Source organism: Serinicoccus sp. JS2-9 (assembly GCF_059025165.1).
Genome location: NZ_CM180091.1, coordinates 699,626 through 714,668, shown reverse-complemented (window position 1 = coordinate 714,668; position 15,043 = coordinate 699,626). Strand labels below are relative to the sequence as shown.

The following is a 15,043-nucleotide window of genomic DNA, read 5'->3' as shown; positions in this document are numbered from 1 at the left end:
TCGACTCGTTCCGCGAGCACCCGGAAGGTGGTGATGGGGCGCGTCGGACCGAATGTCCGTCGTGCGCAGCTGCGCGCTAGCGTCATCGGTCGGCTTCAACCGGCTCTTCGTCTTTGAGGGTGGGGTCAGAGTTGAGTCTTCCGCCGATGAGGAGCATGCGTAGGCGGTAGTTGTCGAGGTTGGCGAGGCCTCGGGCGATGCGGCGGTGGAGCTCGATGAGGCCGTTGATGGCCTCGGTGCCGCCGTTGGTGGCGCCGGTGTCGACGTAGGCCAGGAACGCGTCCTTCCACTTCCGTAGGGTCCTGCGGAGTCGGGCGATCTCGGGGATCGGGCAGGTAGGAAAGGTGGCGATGATGCGCTCGGCGATCTGGCGGGCCCTGGGCCTTGTCGGGTTGCTTGTACGCGGAGCGCAGCTGCTGGGCACATTGCCAGGCCAGGTCGACGACCTCGTGCTCGACGCGGGCGGCAAGGGCCTTCTCGATGCGGGCCCGCTTCTTGTCGGTGAGGTTCTCCGCCGCGGCGCGCAGGATGGTCTGGATCCCGTAGAGCGGGTCGCCCTTGCGGCCCCGGTGACCGGTCGTGGCTTGCTGCACCCGCCGCCGGACCTCATCGACGCACTTGGTGCCCAGTGCCACGACATGGAAGGCGTCCAGGACCGCGGTCGCGTCGGACAGCTCGTCATCGATCGCGGTCTTGTACCCCTGGAACGGGTCGAGAGTCGCGACGTCCACACCGGCAGCGAAGCCTTCGCCGCGTTCGGTGAGCCAGTCGGCGTACGCGGCGCGGGTGCGGCCCTGGACCAGGTCGAGCAGACGCGCCCTGATTTGCCCGTTCTCATCGACGGTCAGGTCGACCATCCCGGTCAGCTTTTTCGGGCCACGACCACCCTCCTCGGGCGGCTTGGTGGACACGTGGTGCCACACGTGCTCATCCACTCCCAGGATGCTCACGCCGACGAAGCGGGACTCATCGTCGGCTGCGTCGGTCAGGATCGGCTTGATCGCCGACCACACCGTGCGCCACCCCACCCCGAGCTGGCGGTCCGCGCCCAGCACCGAGGCGTGCTCGCGGCGGATCTGGCCGATGGCCCACCGCGCGGCCCGTGTCGTCAGCAGCCCGCGCGGACGGGCCAGGGCGGGCTCCTGCTCGGTGAACGTGGCCACCTCACAGGAGTCCTCGCGGCACCGGTAGCGGCGCTTGCGCCACAGGAGCACCACCGGCGTGGAGAAGCACGGCGTGTCGTAGTAGAGCGAGTTGTGCACCGGGAAGGTCGGGTCGGCATGGGTGGTCGGCCGGAAGCCCTCAAAGCAGCCGCCCTGGTCGATCGCGACGTCCACGAGCACGGAGCCGGGCTTCACCGTGGCGACCATGTCGTCGGTGACGAGCTTGGGTGCCTTGGCGCCGGGGATGAGCACGGTGCCGATGACCATGTCGGCGTCCGCGATGAGCTCGGTGATGGTGAGGTTATTCGAGGCCAGCTGCTTGACCTGGTTGTCGAAGCGCCAGAAGAGGGTGCGCAGCTTCTCCAGGTCGGTGTCCAGGATCGTCACGTCCGCGCCCATGCCGAGCGCGATGTTGGCGGCGTTCTGCGACGCGACACCGCCGCCGATCACCAGCACCTTGGCGTTCGCGACACCACCGATGCCGCCCATGAGCACGCCGCGCTCGGCACGAGCGAAGTGACAGACGTCAGTCCCGGCACCGTGCCGTCACTGCCGAGATGTGACCCATGACGGACACGACGGATCCGGTGGGGGTGGTTAAGGGCGCCCTGCAGGGGCCGCGGCGGGCGCTGGCGCCGGACCTGGCGCGCGGGGTTCATGCTGCTGATCGTGCGCGCTGGCGATGTCGCAGACGAGCGGTCCGGGGCATACGCGCGAGGGGTGTTGACTGCCTGAGAGGAGTGAGCGGCACGGGGCGATGCTCGCTCAATCGCAGGCCCGCTTCGCTTCAGTCGCCCCCGGACGGAGGACGAACTCCTCTCGGTGTCCGACGTCGTCCGTGAAGACGAGGGTGGTCTCGTCGACCCGGGTGATGGTGCCCATCTGCTCCGGGTTGTCCCAACCGTCGGGCGGGTTGCCTGAGCCGTCATCGAGACGGCCCTGAGCGCGTTCGTACCACTGTCCCTCGACGTGGACATCGTCGATCCCGCAGTGGGTGTCGAGCACGTGGTCCTGCCCGTCCGACTCGGAGCAAGCTGTAGCGAAGACGAGAACAACGATCGAGAGCGCGAGCCGGTAGCAGCGCATCGTCGGCCTCCCTGGTCGTCCCTGTCCTACGCCGTGCTCGCAGCAGACTCACGTTGTCCTGGATGCTCATCCTGGCCATGCGGTTCCCCACCCGCAACTGGGCCGGCAGCATCCGGCGGTACCCTCACCGGAGCGGTATGGTGATCGACATGACGGAGCAGGGCCCAGGGACCGGGGACGAGGGTGCCACCATCCTGAGTTTCCCGACGGAGCAGCAGGCCCCCCGCAGCCGGGAGGTGGACCTCGAGGGCGAACCGGTCACGGTCATCTATCTCCCGTGGCGGCACGAGGTCGACGGTGCCGACCGCCCAGCCGGCCTCTATTACCGCGCCAACGACACCTCCGGGTTCTACCCCGACCCAGCGGTGCGCGGCCTGGACGCGGTGCTCGAGGAGGCCCGCCCTTGGCTGCAGCGCCACCTGCGGCTCATCCGCGAGCCCGAAGAGGGCCCCGCGGGCCGGTGACGCCCTCCGCCTGCCACGGCAGGGTAGCCACGAGCCCGGCCCCACGCCCTGGACGCACGTGAGCGGCGGGTCCGGCTGGCATGGCTCTGGGGCGCATACTGAGGGGTGATCACATCGAACCGGTCCGGATCCCAGCGGCGCCACCTTGCCTCCAGCCCCTTCAAGCCGCGAGTCGAGCCGGACGTCGAGCATTTCGAAGTCGGCGACAGGGTCTCGCACCAGGCCTTGGGCCTCGGACGTGTCGTGGGCACGGAGAGCTCGGCGGTCACCGTGAACTTCGGCACCCGCACGATGCGCATCCCGAGTCCGTTCCACAAGCTCGAGAAGCTCTGAGGTACGGACTGCTGCTCGTCGCTGCCTGACCTCCGGGCGAGGCAGGGCGGGCGTCACGCACCGTTGGTCGCGGCCGGAAGCGCGGTGAGCAGAGCGGAGTACAAGTGCGCGCCGACGCGCTCGTATTCTCGCTGCGCCCCGGGATCCGCAGGTCCGCCGTCGTTCCACGACCCCATTCCGCCGAACACCCAACCCTGCACGACCGCGGCTGCCAGCTGGCGACGCTCGAGGTCGGCATCGGGCGGAAGCAGGTCCTGGTGGTAGGGGGCAGCCGGGGCAGGGTCGGTGAGGAGGCTCTCGGCCTTTCTGAACCACGACGCCCACCTGTGGAGTTCGTCGAACTGCTGGGCGAAGCCCCCGATGTCATGCAGCGCGACCTGTAGCGCCGTCCTGGCCTCTGTCACGCCGACCTGTGGTGCTCTGAAGCCCTCCGCCGACGAGTCGTGCGCAGACACTGACCAGATCCGGGAGTCCGGGGCGGCGTGAAGGCAGTGGACCTGTGGTGGGCAGGTCGGTGACCAACGAGAGATCCGTGACTCCCCGGGAGGGGAGGCCGGTGAGCCATTCCTCTGGACCCGTCACCACCGACGTGCGCCTCAGGAAGCCGCGCGGGGGCAGTGTGGCGGTGAACGAGTCCACGTACTGGAAGGCTGAGTTGCCGCCCGACAAGTCGGGTATGGGTGCACTCGCCCCTCCCCGGAGCCAGCGCCCTCCGATCGCTGCCAGCGCCGCTACGAGGGCCAGTTGTCCGTTCACGGGAGTGTAGGAAGCGGCCAGTTCCGTCTGCTTCACGACGCGACGGTGGCAGCCCACCGCATGAACGGCGGTATGGACGCTAGATACCAAAGTGGTACCATGATCGCATGGCGATGACTCTGCGATTGTCTCCAGAGGATGAGCGAGCGTTGGCGGCTCTGGCCGAGGCTGAGGGTGTGAGCAAGCAGGAGGCGACCGTTCGGGCCATCCGGGAGGCGGCTGCACGGCGCGGGCATGAGGAGCAGGTACGCGAGCTGTCCGCACGGGGCCGAGAGCGGTACGCCGACCTGCTCGAGCGTCTCGGGCGCTGACCCTTGGAGTACCTGACGACCGAGGATCTGCTCACCCTGGCAACGGACCTGGGCGTAGGTCCGATCCAGGACCTTGGCCTGCTGGACTCAGCGGCCCACCGCCCCAGCTCCAGTGTCCTCGGACGTGACGCCTACCCAGACATCGACGCCAAGGCGGGCGCGCTGCTGGAGTCCATCGTCGTCAACCACCCGCTCGTCGATGGCAACAAGCGCCTGGGATGGCTCGCAGTGGTCGTGTTCTACGGACTCAACGACATCGATCTACATGCGCCCGACGACGACGCGTACGACCTGGTCATCGCCGTCGCCAGCGGCGCCGCCGACCACCGAGTAGCAGCCCGCGAATTGGCCCGATCGCACTAGTTTCAGCTGCCGGCCCGCGGCAGATCCGGATGTCCGCAGTGGTCTCTCGTCCGCTACCTAGCCAGGCCGAGGAAAGCCATGAGGGCGCGTTCGACCTCCACGAGACTTTCGGGCGCCAGGCGGCCAATGCGGGTACCGACGTTCTCGCGGCGGACTGTGGTGACCTTGTCGATCATGACCTGGCTGTCGTGCTGCAGGCCGGTGAAATCATCGGCGGCGACGCGTACGCGAAGCAGAGGGGCATCTACCAGCGTCGTCGTCAGGGGCGCCACGGTCACCGAGGCAGTGCCCTCGAAGAGGTCGTCCTGCACGATCAGTGCGGGCCTCGGCTTGGAGGCGTAGACACCCCCGGCGACGGTCCACAGCTCGCCGCGCCTCACTCCTCGTCCCAGGGGGCGGTGACGGCTTCGACGAACTCCTGGTCTTCGGACTGCTTGTCCGCCCTGGCGACCAGGGCCGCCTGACGTTCGGCCTCCTGTGCGAAGCGCTCGCTACGCACGTCCGGCACCCAGATCTGCACGGGTCGAAGTCCGCGTGCGCGCATCCTGCGCCGGTACTCGCTGACTCGATGCTTCACCGTCATGCCTACCACGTTACATGTAACGACAGTGCAGCGGAAGGCGGCTACGTCCCTAACAGCGCACCAAGATTTGGGTCCCCACCTCACCCGCCGAGCGACCAGCGGCAGTAGCGTGCGGACCACGCTCAGCGCGGCATTATGCACGTGATGGGGGTGGGGGCGGTTCATGATGCTTCGCCGTTCTCGAGATCGTTGAGGAGTTTGCCGAAGAGCTGGGCTCGGTGGGTCTGGCCCTTGGCGTGGGCGTCGTCGTGCTGGGCCTGGAGGGTGGGGCGGAAGGCGATGGTGGTCTGGAAGAAGGTGCAGGTCTCGCAGATGGACTCGAAGGCGCAGTCGAGCTCGGGGGGTCGGGTGCAGTGGCCGTTGCCGAGCATGCGGGAGTGCTCGCGGCGCAGCCGGGCCATGTTGGGTCCGAGGGCGTCGGCGGGCAGGTGGGCGGGGTCGGTGTAGAGGGCGTCGACCTTGTCGGTGACGGCGAAGTACTCCTCGGCGACGGTGCGGTTGGCGATGCGGGCATAGCGCAGGGTCATGTCCATCGAGGAGTGGCCCAGCATCGCGGCGATGGCTTCCAGGGACATGCCGCGGTTGATGGCCTGGGTGGCCAGGGTGTGGCGCAGCTGGTGGGGGTGGATGTGGGCCAGGCCGGCGGCGGCGCCGGCCTTGTTGATCATCCGGGTGACGGTGTGCCGGTCCAGCGCCCGGCCGTTCTCTCTCGGGAGCAGCAGCGGGTGGGCGGGGTCGACGTGGGTGGCCCGGTAGTCCTGGATGAGGGTGAGCACGTGCGGGTGCAAGGGCAGGTAGCGGTCCTGGTGCAGCTTGCCGACCGGCACATGCAGCCAGGGTCCGGTGCCGATGTGCACGAGAGCGTCGGCGGGCAGGGCGGTGTACTCGCTGACTCGCAGGCCGGTGCGCAGCAGGACTTCCACGGTGACGCGCAGCAGCATCCGGGGCTGGGCCTGGGCGGCGCGCAGCAGCCGCGCGGCGCTCGGGTCGTCCAGCGCCTTGGGCAGGGGCCGGTCCTGGCGGGGCAGGTCACCGGAGAACATCGGCACCCGGGCCGGGGCGTCGTCCCAGCCCCACTCGCCGATCCGGATGAAGAACATCCGCAGCGTGCCCAGCCGGCCGGCGATGGTGGCCAGGCCCAACGGGGTCCCGCCGCGGCCGGGGCGGGCGGCCAGCCACGGCTTGTAGGCCTCGATCGTGGACCGGTCGATGTCGGCCACGCAGGTCAGGGTCGGGGTGTGGGTGAGCAGGTAGGTGGCGAAGCAGCGCAGCGACTGGTCGGCGCCGTTGACGCTGCCCGGGCGCAGCACGCAGGCCAGCTGGGTCAGGTAGGCCCGCATGGTGGCCGCGACCTGAGGCAGCTCGGCGGCGACCTGGTCCCAGGTCGCGACCGGCGCGGCGCCGCCGCGCTGGTCCTGGGCGGGGTCGAACCGGACCGGCAGGGTGGTGCTCATCGCAGCCTCCGGAACCCCGGCAGCGCCGGCCGTTCACCGGCGCCCGGCGGCGGTGTCGCGTGCACGCCGGGGACGCCGGCGAAGACCTGGGCGTCGATGACCTCGGCGGCCTTGCGGTACTGGGAGGCCAGCCAGTCGTCGGCCAGGTGCAGGTAGATCCGGGTGGACTCGATCGAGGCGTGACCGGCCTGGGCCTGGACGGCCTCCAGGGCCATCCCTGCCTCCCGCAGCCGGGTCAGGCAGGTGTGCCGCAGCTCGTGGCAGGTGCCGTGGGACAGGCCCGCACGCGTCCGGGCACCGGCCAGGACCTGATCGATACCGCGCACGGTCAGCGGCTGCCCGCGGGTGGGTCCCTTGAGCACGACGAACAACCGGCCGGTCGCGGCGTCGGCGGGTCGCTCGATGGCCAGGTAGTCGGCGACCGCGGTGAAGAACCTGGCCGAGACGGGCACAATGCGTTGCCGCCCGCCCTTGCCCTCGGCGATAAACACCCGCCGTTCGGCAACCCGCAAGTCCTCCAGGCGCAGGCCCAGGACCTCGCAGCGGCGCAGCCCGCCGAGCACCATCGCCGCGACCATGGCCCGGTCCCGGTGGGTGCGCAGGGCGCCGGTGAGGGCATCGACATCGGCCGGGGCCAGGATCCGCGGCAGGGACCGGACCCGCCTGGTCAACGGCACGCCCTGGGAGGGGCGGGATCTCTCCCTGCGGGTCGGCAGCCCCCGGGGCACCGGGTTGGTGACCACGTCCCCGCGAACCTGCAAGAAGGCGTAGAACCCGGAGATCGTGGAGACCCGCCGGGCGACCGTGGCCGGCCCCACCCCGCCTCCGCCGTCGGCGGGCAGCCCCTGGACCACGCCGGCAGGACGGCCGGTGCGCTGGGCGGTGATGAAGGCGAGCACGTCGGCCGGGACCGCCTCGGCCGGGTCTTTGCCGAGCACCGACAGGAAGATTCTCAGGTCGTACGCCGCGGCCAGGACCGTGTTCGGCCGGCACCGCCCGGACAGGAAGTCCAGGTACTCGTCCGCGCAGCCGACCCCGACCCGCAGCACCACCTCGCCCGAGGGCCCTCGCGACCTGACCAGACACGGATCCAGACCCGACATGTCACGACCTCCCGGTCCCTCGACCATCAGCCACACCGGCTGGTCGAAATCTCCCGGAAGATCACGTGCATAACAAGCATTTCCGGACGTATCCACCCAGCCGTGGCCGAGTGCAGTGGACTACGGCGCCACACCGTCGGCTGCGGCATTCGCCATAGCCCGACTTACGTATGAGGATCGGCCAGGGGCTACCAGGTCGAGTAGGACCCTGAGTTGACCGTGAAGCCGTGACCGCTGCCGGCTGCCTGACAGGTCAACCCGTCCGGCTGGACACTGCAGTCCATGTCACCGGCGCGCATGATGCGGCCGTAGTCCAGGACAGCCACTCGGGCACCGTTTTGCAGCGTAACGACGTTGTTCGGGTCTATCCAGGGGTCGTCCTGCCAATAGTGCGGGTTCCCCCCACCTCGAGTGATGCCATCAACGTGGTTGCAGAAGAAGCCCCCATGGCCGCTGTCGGCGAAGAAGTTGAAGAACCAGCCGATTCCCTCTGCATCGCAGACACCGATCAGTGGATCGCCCGGCGGCACGCTGGTCTGCGCCACTTCGCAGCTGATGGAGGCTGCCATGTCGCTGGTCGGTGCACTGATAAAGCAGTAGGCCGCCCGGGCAGGCGTCGTGAAGGTGGTGAAATCCGATACCACGATCACATCGCCGGGCGCGGCGGTCTCAGTCTGCGTACTACTTGGCTCCACTTCCGAGGTTTCCTCCGCCGCGTCGGTGGTCTCCATGGCGGTCGTCTCCACGGTCGAGGTTTCCTCGGCGCCGGTCTCCATCGTGGTGGTTTCCTCGGCGCCGGTCTCCATCGTGGTGGTTTCCTGGGCAGCCCCCGTTGCTCCGGTCTCCGTGACCGACTCGGTGGGGGCGTGACCGTCCGAAGGGTCCATGCTCGTATCCACTAAGGCGTCCTTACTGGCCCCGGCCCCATCACCGCTCGGCGCGCACGCGGCTAGGATCACAACCGCCAGCATCGTCGCGCTCACCACAGATGCCCGCACCTCGCCACCCTGTGACCAGCCCATGCGCCTCAGCCTATTCGACCGTGAACCGTCTCTGCTCGCTCAGGCGCACTCGTTAACCCTCGGTGATCGTCCTTCCGTGATGTCAACTCACGCGAGCGGCCGAGCGACAGATAGGCCGACGCGCACGAAGCGAGCGACCACGCTGGTGGCAGCATGAGGGTGCTTCGGTTCCTGCCCGGCCGAAGCGGCCGCCATCAGACCACTGGATGGTCAGTAGGTAAGTTTTCCTCATGCATCTCGACCTTGGTGACCTGCGACTACTCTGGCCCGCCGACGTTTTACTTGGTGTGCTGGATACCTCGGTGCGCTCTCCCGCAGACTCGTTGGCCCTGGAGTTCTTGATCGCAGAGGCGATCGTGAACTCTGTGGGTTTGCCCCTGTCCAGGGACGACGGCTACCCGACCCCGGCCTTGGAGTCGTTGCGGACAAGAAACGTCTTTGACGACGAAGACATTTCGTCCGAGCGGGCGGCCGCATTCAATCAATTCGTGCGCTCGTTGCGCCTCGCGCTCGCCAATGACGCAATCCCACTATACAGCCCGCCTGTGTACTACACCTCCAGAATTCTCGGAGTGGCAGCGGCTCCACCGACTCTGTCGGGTAAGGCTCTCGTAGGAGAACTCCTCAACGTGCTCGGTGAGCTGGACCAGATGGGCTACTTCGACGCCGCGTTCGGCTCCTCGTGCTGCGACGAACGAATCGACCGGCAGAAGGCAGCTCGCGACCTGATCACGAACCGCCTAGCTAGGAGAATCGAGTGGTCCTGGCCGCCCGGACCGAACGATTACGACCGCGCACTCATCAACCTCCCCCTGGACACCAAGGGGGACCGCCTCCTCGGGCATACCTTTGACCTGCTCGAGGTGTGCCATGACCTGGCGGCTCGACCCCGCCTGCGTCATTGGCACGAATTCGGCGAGGAGTGGGACTACTCAGACTTCGACCGTCCCCCTGGTCAGTTGATGTACCGATGGCGTATCAACACCGTCTTGGAGCGCACCGAGTTAGACCTGCGTCTTGCAGGCGCTGGCCCGGACGTCGGGCGTCTGGCGCATACCCCTTCGGATCCCCGTTCCAAACTGGTTGATCGGGCTCTGGCGTCACAGGACCCTGGGGATGGTGACCGCGTGGTTCACGCCATCTCAAGGTTCCGCGCACGCGCGGCTACCCGAGAGGACAAGCGGGATGCCTTGAAGGCCTTGGGCGACATTCTGGAAAGCCGACGTGACGTGGTCCGAGCCAGTTTGGGAAGCAAGGATGAGGGGGCCTTATTCACTATTCTCAACCAGTTCGACGTCCGGCATCACAACAGCGCGCAGCACAGCAAATACGGAGAGGACTTCCTCGACTGGATCTTCTGGACCCTATTGGCCACGGTCGAGTTCACGACCACTCGCATGCCGCGCCACGAGGGACGGACGCCGAATAGAACGGAGGGCCAGGCGCGGCAACAACCTTGATCGGATGATCACGCGACAACCAAAAGGACCGCGGCAGCGCCGCCAGCTCGGCCAATTTCAAGCGTGCCTGTCCTGAGGGCTCTGCTGTCACCCTGGAGCCGCCTCTCCGCCATCCTTCTTGCAAGTCCCTTGCTGCTGCAGTTGGGCTTCGCACCACTCTGACAACTCCATGCCAAGTTTCTCGGCCTTTTCCTCGGGTAGGCGGCTCGTCTCAACCCCCTCGCCACGTGCATTTCGACGCTCCCACGTTCGCATGCTTCGGCGTGTCACTCCCACCGCGTTGCATAATCCTTCACCAGCTAATGACAACGAGCCATCGTGATTAAGGCCGGCATACTTACCATGCAATGTGTCAAGCAACTGACGGGCGAATCCGGCACCACGGTGATCCGGATGCGTATATACGAGATGGAGCACGTGCTCGGGATCCTCTGAAATGCTCGCAGTGGAAGAGATCTCGGCAACTGCAACAACTGTGCCCTCATGGACCGCAGCGAAGACTTCACCCCAGCGCCGGCCGACATGAATTATCTCCATGCGAACCTAACGCTCCTGTCCCTCATCGTGGTCGATGACTAAGGGGCTATCCCGCTCTCGAATGAGGGCATCCCTGAGGACACCTACCTCGAACTTCACTTCCGTCAATCTAGTTAACCAAGCCTCACCGAAGGGCTCACTCCGGCGCCGCAGAGCCACGAACGCGGCCTCGACACGACACAGCAGCGGTTCAATAGAACAAGGGCCTTCGGCGGGAGTCTCTGCCAAATACCGTCTTACCACGATCGAGGCTCGATCCAAACGACTGCGAACCAGATAAGCGTCCATGGGGCTGGCCAAGGTCTCAACCAAGACATCGAGCCGACGGAGGGCGTCCTCACGCGTGACCATGACTCCGTTCCTTCCTGTGAGCCGACTTGACTGCCCTGTTTAAGTGTCGAGAAAACTCGACCCAGTCGATCACATCGGACGCCGTAATGGGAGCAGCTTCAGGCTGACTCAGGGTGCTGTACAACGCTTCATAGCCTGCGCGTCTGGGCACCGACACACGATACTGTCTTGCAGCTTGTGCTACGGCTGCGTACCTACTGAAATTGGGTGAGCCACCCTCGTAACACGCCACGATGGCCGAATGACGCACCAAGCGCGCGGCCACTTGTGCTTCGTAGATTAGGGTACTATCGCCCACACTCAGCCCGTCAACTATATCGTTGGCGACTGCCTCGAAGGACCGAAGGTCTTGCAGTGTGCGCTGATAAGGGGGGATCGAGTTCATTAGATCCATCCATCGCTCCACGCCGCGTGCATCCCCCTTGAGTATCCTGGACTCACGTTTGAGATGGTGAACGAACAGTGATCCGTACGACCTCATGGATTCCATTTGTTCCCAAGTGTAAGTCGGGACCACGTTCCCCCTGGAAAGACCGACGCTCAAAACGTCCTTATCACTGAGTCCATCTGCGTCCCCGCGAGCACGCGATCCGTATAGGATAGTGATGTGAGTCATCTGCGGCCCTCATAGAGTCGCGCGAACAGAATGGCAATGAACAGACCAGACATCAAGAGGCCGAGTAGCCGGCCAATCAGCACGAAGCCCATCATGAAATATGAAGAAGGCGTCAAATCGTATAGGTTATGAATTGGGAAGAGGTTGAGGGCGCCAAAAGCTGCTGCTTCCAAGTAACTCGGCTGTTCACTCAGGTGCTGCTCCCTCAAGGCTGCAGCAGTGGCTCCGGATAATAGCGCCAAAAGCAACCAGTTTCTCAACACCACGGCGTGTGAACGGCGACGCCCCCATGCGATATCAAAGAGGGTCTGCCTGATCAATTTTCCCAGTGCCGCGACGCGGTCGTTGAACCCGTACTTTTGTTTGTAATACGGTACCCGTTGCCGCAATACTTCCGTCAGGTACCGTCGCTCTCCGCGGAGGGCTTCCTTTCGAAACAGCCCTGCGTCGCGATGCTGCCCGATGTTGATCGCCTCTCGAGTCAATTCACTGCATAAGAGCTTTCGAAGATTCCCTTCCTCGGGTAGGCAATCCCGTGCCCGATCGAAAGGTAGATAGGAGCCGGGAAACTTGTTGTACAGTTTCAGGGATGTCGTGCGCAAGTCAACGCGTGACAGGTCACAGTCGATAAACTTGCAGCCGGCAAAGCGTGAATCGCTTATAACGGTATCTCTAAAGTACCCACTGAGAAAGACAACGTTCTCGAATGTGCAGTCGTCGATCCGCGCACCTTTAAATGAGTTGTTCGCGAAGGTGACGTGACGAAACGTGAGGCTCGATATGTCCTTTCCGTCGAAGCGGTCTGCCCTGAAGAGAACGTCGGAGTACACACGTGCGTCATCTGTGATCACTCCGGGTTTGCGGCCAACCAAGTACTCCGCCGTCACTCTCACCACCTCCGGGGGCAACACTAACGGTACGAGCGTCCGGAACACAGCGGCCCGCACTGACGTGCGAAGACGCCTTTGCGACGGGCACGCACGGTTACAGCTCCCTGCGGCCGCGCAGAAGGTGGGGAGGAAGCCAACGAAGAACTGCCCGGACTCCGGCCACGAGCGTCGATGGCGACCAGGCTCCGAAGCATCCTGACATCGGCATGACAGCGATGTACCGTACCGGCCCTCGGCGCGGCCGATTACCCATACATCCCTGACGAGGGCGAGCCGATCGGTGAATCCGGTCTGTCACGAGCGTCGGACTAGCCTGCAAAAGGAGGACCCTGCCCAGGCAGGCGTGGTGGGACCGCCACCGGGAGGGCTGCCGGGGTGCGGCCAGTCGGCAGTGTCTGGCACAGACGCCCAGCCTCAGGCGAGCACTTCCTCGACGGCGACCGACTCCATGCCGAACGCCTCACCCACCGCGCCGTAGGTCAGCTTGCCCGCGTGCGTGTTCAGCCCCTTCGCCAGCGACGCGTTGTCGCGGAGCGCCTGCTCCCAACCTTTCTCGGCGAGCTGCACGGCATACGGAAGCGTGGCGTTGGTCAGAGCCCACGTCGAGGTGTGCGGCACCGCGCCGGGCATGTTGGCGACGCAGTAGTAGAGCGAGTTGTGCACCGGGAAGGTCGGGTCGGCGTGCGTGGTCGGCCGGGATCCCTCGAAGCAACCGCCCTGGTCGATCGCGACGTCGACGAGCACCGAGCCCGGCTTCATCGTCGCGACCATGTCGTCGGTGATGAGCTTGGGCGCCTTCGCGCCGGGGATGAGCACGGTGCCGATGACCATGTCGGCCTCCGGCACGAGCTCGCTGATCGTCAGGTTGTTGGACGCGAGCTGCTTGACCTGGTTGTCGAAGCGCCAGAAGAGCGTGCGCAGCTTGTCGAGATCGGTGTCGAGGATGGTCACGTCGGCGCCCATGCCGAGCGCGATGTTGGCAGCGTTCTGCCCCGCGACGCCACCGCCGAGCACGAGCACCTTGGCGTTGGCCACGCCGCCGATGCCGCCCATGAGCACACCCCGCCCGCCGGAGGCCTTCATCATCGTGTGCGCCCCGACCTGCGGCGCCAGGCACCCGGCGACCTCGGACATCGGATAGAGCAGCGGCAGCATCCCGCTCGGCAGCTGCACCGTCTCGTAGGCGATCGCCGTCGTGCCCGCCTCCACCAGACGCCGGGTCAGCGGCTCGTCGGCGGCTAGGTGCAGATAGGTGAAGAGCGTCAGGTCGTCGCGCAGGTAGGAGTACTCCTGCTCGATCGGCTCCTTGACCTTGAGCACCATCTCGCCCGCAGCCCACGTGTCGTCCGGACCGTCGACGATCGTGGCGCCCTGAGCGACATACTCTTCGTCGTTGATCGAGGAGCCGAGCCCCGCGCCCTGCTGCACGAAGACCTCGTGCCCACGTCGCACCAGCTCGTGCACGCCGACCGGGGTGATGGCCACCCGGAACTCGTTGTTCTTGACCTCTGTGGGCACCGCGATCTTCATGGGCCCCACTATGCCCTGTCGCGCGTGCGAGCGACAGGTCAGGCTCGCGCACCACTCCCTCGTCGTGCACACTGGCAGGCCCTGTCCACCGGGCAGGGGAGTCAGGCGTACGAGACAGGGAGCACCCATGTCGCAGACCGAAGACCGTCAGCCCACCGCAGACCCGGCCGAGGACAACGCCTTCTTCCCCTCGCCCTACTCGCTGAGCCAGTACACCGCCGACACGACCAACTTCGACGGTCTGGGGACCGAGCAGACCTACGCAGGCGACCGGTGGAAGGTGCTCGTCATCGCCACCGACGAGCGCTACATGCTCATGCGCAACGGCACCTTCTTCTCCACCGGCAACCACCCCGTCGAGACCCTGCTGCCGATGCACCACATCATGCAGGCCGGGTATGCCGTAGACATCGCCACCATTTCCGGTGGGCCGGGCAAGGTCGAGTGGTGGGCCTTCCCCCGCGAGGACGAGGCCGTCACCGGCACCTGGGACGCGACGCGCGCGGCGTTCAAGGCTCCGCACCGGCTGGCCGACGTCATCGACGCCGGCTTGGACGATTACGCCGCGGTCTTCATCCCCGGCGGGCACGGCGCCATGAACGGGCTCCCCTCCAGCCCGGACGTGCAGCGCGCCCTCGACTGGTTCCTGGACCACGACCGCCTCATCATCTCGATCTGCCACGGACCTGCAGCCTTCGTCGCCGCCGGGATGGGGCGCGAGACCAACCCGTTGTCCGGCTACTCCGTCGTCGCCTTCCCCGACGCCCTGGACTTCGGTGCCAACCTCGACATCGGCTACCTGCCCGGCGAGATGCCGTGGAAGCTGGGCGAGACCCTCACCGAGCAGGGCCTGACCGTGCAGAACGACGACATGTCGGGCGCCACGACGCGCGACCGCAACGTGCTCACTGGCGACAGCCCGTTGGCCGCCCACCAGCTCGGCAAGGACGCCGTCGAGGCGCTGCTGGAGTCCTTCGGCGACTAGCGCTGGCCGCCCGCCCCCGGCCGACCTAGGGTCGGG

General features: G+C 66.2%; 15 protein-coding genes and 2 pseudogenes. 6 read left to right on the top strand and 11 right to left on the bottom strand.

Annotated elements, in window-relative coordinates; genetic code table 11:
* Nucleotides 1-82 precede the first annotated feature (82 nt).
* Together AC5PYY_RS03565 and AC5PYY_RS03560 are read right to left on the bottom strand one after the other, a co-directional pair.
* Nucleotides 83-1,652, bottom strand: a pseudogene (locus AC5PYY_RS03565) (ISL3 family transposase).
* 276 nt (nt 1,653-1,928) lie between these two features.
* Nucleotides 1,929-2,249 (bottom strand): hypothetical protein, encoded by a 321-nt coding sequence (locus AC5PYY_RS03560; RefSeq protein ID WP_493898422.1) that lies wholly within the window; start codon nt 2,247-2,249, stop codon nt 1,929-1,931.
* A gap of 149 nt (nt 2,250-2,398) precedes the next feature.
* Between AC5PYY_RS03560 and AC5PYY_RS03555 the strand changes: the two genes are divergently transcribed.
* Entirely contained in the window at nt 2,399-2,713 is a 315-nt protein-coding gene (locus AC5PYY_RS03555) for a hypothetical protein (RefSeq protein ID WP_493898421.1), read from the top strand.
* Between the two features lie 386 nt (nt 2,714-3,099).
* On the opposite strand, the gene AC5PYY_RS03550 is transcribed toward AC5PYY_RS03555, so the two are convergent.
* Nucleotides 3,100-3,450 (bottom strand): hypothetical protein, encoded by a 351-nt coding sequence (locus AC5PYY_RS03550; RefSeq protein WP_493898420.1) that lies wholly within the window; start codon nt 3,448-3,450, stop codon nt 3,100-3,102.
* 459 nt (nt 3,451-3,909) lie between these two features.
* Between AC5PYY_RS03550 and AC5PYY_RS03545 the strand changes: the two are divergent.
* From AC5PYY_RS03545 to AC5PYY_RS03535, 3 genes and pseudogenes are all read left to right on the top strand, one after another.
* Nucleotides 3,910-3,978: pseudogene (locus tag AC5PYY_RS03545) on the top strand (CopG family transcriptional regulator); the annotation flags it as partial.
* The gene (locus AC5PYY_RS03540; RefSeq protein WP_269087266.1) at nt 3,979-4,113 is read left to right on the top strand and encodes a hypothetical protein; all 135 of its coding nucleotides are present in this window, start codon (nt 3,979-3,981) and stop codon (nt 4,111-4,113) included. It begins immediately after the preceding pseudogene.
* 3 nt (nt 4,114-4,116) lie between these two features.
* Entirely contained in the window at nt 4,117-4,476 is a 360-nt protein-coding gene (locus AC5PYY_RS03535) for a type II toxin-antitoxin system death-on-curing family toxin (protein ID WP_493898419.1), read from the top strand.
* A 53-nt stretch (nt 4,477-4,529) separates the two neighbouring features.
* Here AC5PYY_RS03535 and AC5PYY_RS03530 read toward each other — a convergent pair whose 3' ends face one another.
* From AC5PYY_RS03530 to AC5PYY_RS03510, 5 genes are all read right to left on the bottom strand, one after another.
* Complete coding sequence (locus tag AC5PYY_RS03530; RefSeq protein ID WP_022923225.1) at nt 4,530-4,856, bottom strand: type II toxin-antitoxin system PemK/MazF family toxin; 327 nt, start codon at nt 4,854-4,856, stop codon at nt 4,530-4,532.
* Nucleotides 4,853-5,059: an antitoxin MazE-like protein gene (locus AC5PYY_RS03525; RefSeq protein ID WP_493898418.1), complete on the bottom strand. Its 207-nt coding sequence runs from the start codon at nt 5,057-5,059 to the stop codon at nt 4,853-4,855. The genes AC5PYY_RS03530 and AC5PYY_RS03525 overlap by 4 nt, the downstream gene beginning before the upstream one ends.
* A 161-nt stretch (nt 5,060-5,220) precedes the next feature.
* Nucleotides 5,221-6,513 (bottom strand): tyrosine-type recombinase/integrase, encoded by a 1,293-nt coding sequence (locus AC5PYY_RS03520; RefSeq protein WP_493896382.1) that lies wholly within the window; start codon nt 6,511-6,513, stop codon nt 5,221-5,223.
* Nucleotides 6,510-7,565: a tyrosine-type recombinase/integrase gene (locus tag AC5PYY_RS03515; protein WP_493896381.1), complete on the bottom strand. Its 1,056-nt coding sequence runs from the start codon at nt 7,563-7,565 to the stop codon at nt 6,510-6,512. Before AC5PYY_RS03515 ends, AC5PYY_RS03520 begins: the two co-directional genes overlap by 4 nt.
* A gap of 239 nt (nt 7,566-7,804) precedes the next feature.
* Complete coding sequence (locus AC5PYY_RS03510; protein ID WP_493898417.1) at nt 7,805-8,638, bottom strand: hypothetical protein; 834 nt, start codon at nt 8,636-8,638, stop codon at nt 7,805-7,807.
* A 230-nt stretch (nt 8,639-8,868) separates the two neighbouring features.
* Between AC5PYY_RS03510 and AC5PYY_RS03505 the strand changes: the two genes are divergently transcribed.
* Nucleotides 8,869-10,098 (top strand): hypothetical protein, encoded by a 1,230-nt coding sequence (locus tag AC5PYY_RS03505; protein ID WP_493898416.1) that lies wholly within the window; start codon nt 8,869-8,871, stop codon nt 10,096-10,098.
* A gap of 87 nt (nt 10,099-10,185) precedes the next feature.
* Here the strand turns inward: AC5PYY_RS03505 and AC5PYY_RS03500 are convergent, their stop codons facing one another.
* The 3 genes from AC5PYY_RS03500 to ald form a co-directional block, all read right to left on the bottom strand.
* A complete protein-coding gene (locus tag AC5PYY_RS03500; RefSeq protein ID WP_493898415.1) occupies nt 10,186-10,635 on the bottom strand; it encodes a GNAT family N-acetyltransferase in 450 nt (149 codons plus the stop codon).
* A 963-nt stretch (nt 10,636-11,598) separates the two neighbouring features.
* Nucleotides 11,599-12,489: a pentapeptide repeat-containing protein gene (locus tag AC5PYY_RS03495; RefSeq protein WP_493898414.1), complete on the bottom strand. Its 891-nt coding sequence runs from the start codon at nt 12,487-12,489 to the stop codon at nt 11,599-11,601.
* A gap of 417 nt (nt 12,490-12,906) precedes the next feature.
* Complete coding sequence (gene ald / locus AC5PYY_RS03490; protein ID WP_493898413.1) at nt 12,907-14,022, bottom strand: alanine dehydrogenase; 1,116 nt, start codon at nt 14,020-14,022, stop codon at nt 12,907-12,909.
* Between the two features lie 127 nt (nt 14,023-14,149).
* On the opposite strand from ald, the gene hchA reads away from it, so the two are divergent.
* Nucleotides 14,150-15,007 (top strand): glyoxalase III HchA, encoded by an 858-nt coding sequence (gene hchA / locus AC5PYY_RS03485; RefSeq protein ID WP_493898412.1) that lies wholly within the window; start codon nt 14,150-14,152, stop codon nt 15,005-15,007.
* Nucleotides 15,008-15,043: the final 36 nt, after the last annotated feature.

Excerpts from the sequence above, each read along its gene's own strand:
- AC5PYY_RS03555 (WP_493898421.1), top strand. The coding sequence starts at position 2,399 with ATGACGGAGCAGGGCCCAGGGACCGGGGACGAGGGTGCCACCATCCTG.
- AC5PYY_RS03505 (WP_493898416.1), top strand. The coding sequence starts at position 8,869 with ATGCATCTCGACCTTGGTGACCTGCGACTACTCTGGCCCGCCGACGTT.
- AC5PYY_RS03525 (WP_493898418.1), bottom strand. The coding sequence starts at position 5,059 with ATGACGGTGAAGCATCGAGTCAGCGAGTACCGGCGCAGGATGCGCGCA.
- ald (WP_493898413.1), bottom strand. The coding sequence starts at position 14,022 with ATGAAGATCGCGGTGCCCACAGAGGTCAAGAACAACGAGTTCCGGGTG.
- AC5PYY_RS03560 (WP_493898422.1), bottom strand. The coding sequence starts at position 2,249 with ATGCGCTGCTACCGGCTCGCGCTCTCGATCGTTGTTCTCGTCTTCGCT.
- hchA (WP_493898412.1), top strand. The coding sequence starts at position 14,150 with ATGTCGCAGACCGAAGACCGTCAGCCCACCGCAGACCCGGCCGAGGAC.
- AC5PYY_RS03510 (WP_493898417.1), bottom strand. The coding sequence starts at position 8,638 with ATGGGCTGGTCACAGGGTGGCGAGGTGCGGGCATCTGTGGTGAGCGCG.
- AC5PYY_RS03500 (WP_493898415.1), bottom strand. The coding sequence starts at position 10,635 with ATGGAGATAATTCATGTCGGCCGGCGCTGGGGTGAAGTCTTCGCTGCG.
- AC5PYY_RS03520 (WP_493896382.1), bottom strand. The coding sequence starts at position 6,513 with ATGAGCACCACCCTGCCGGTCCGGTTCGACCCCGCCCAGGACCAGCGC.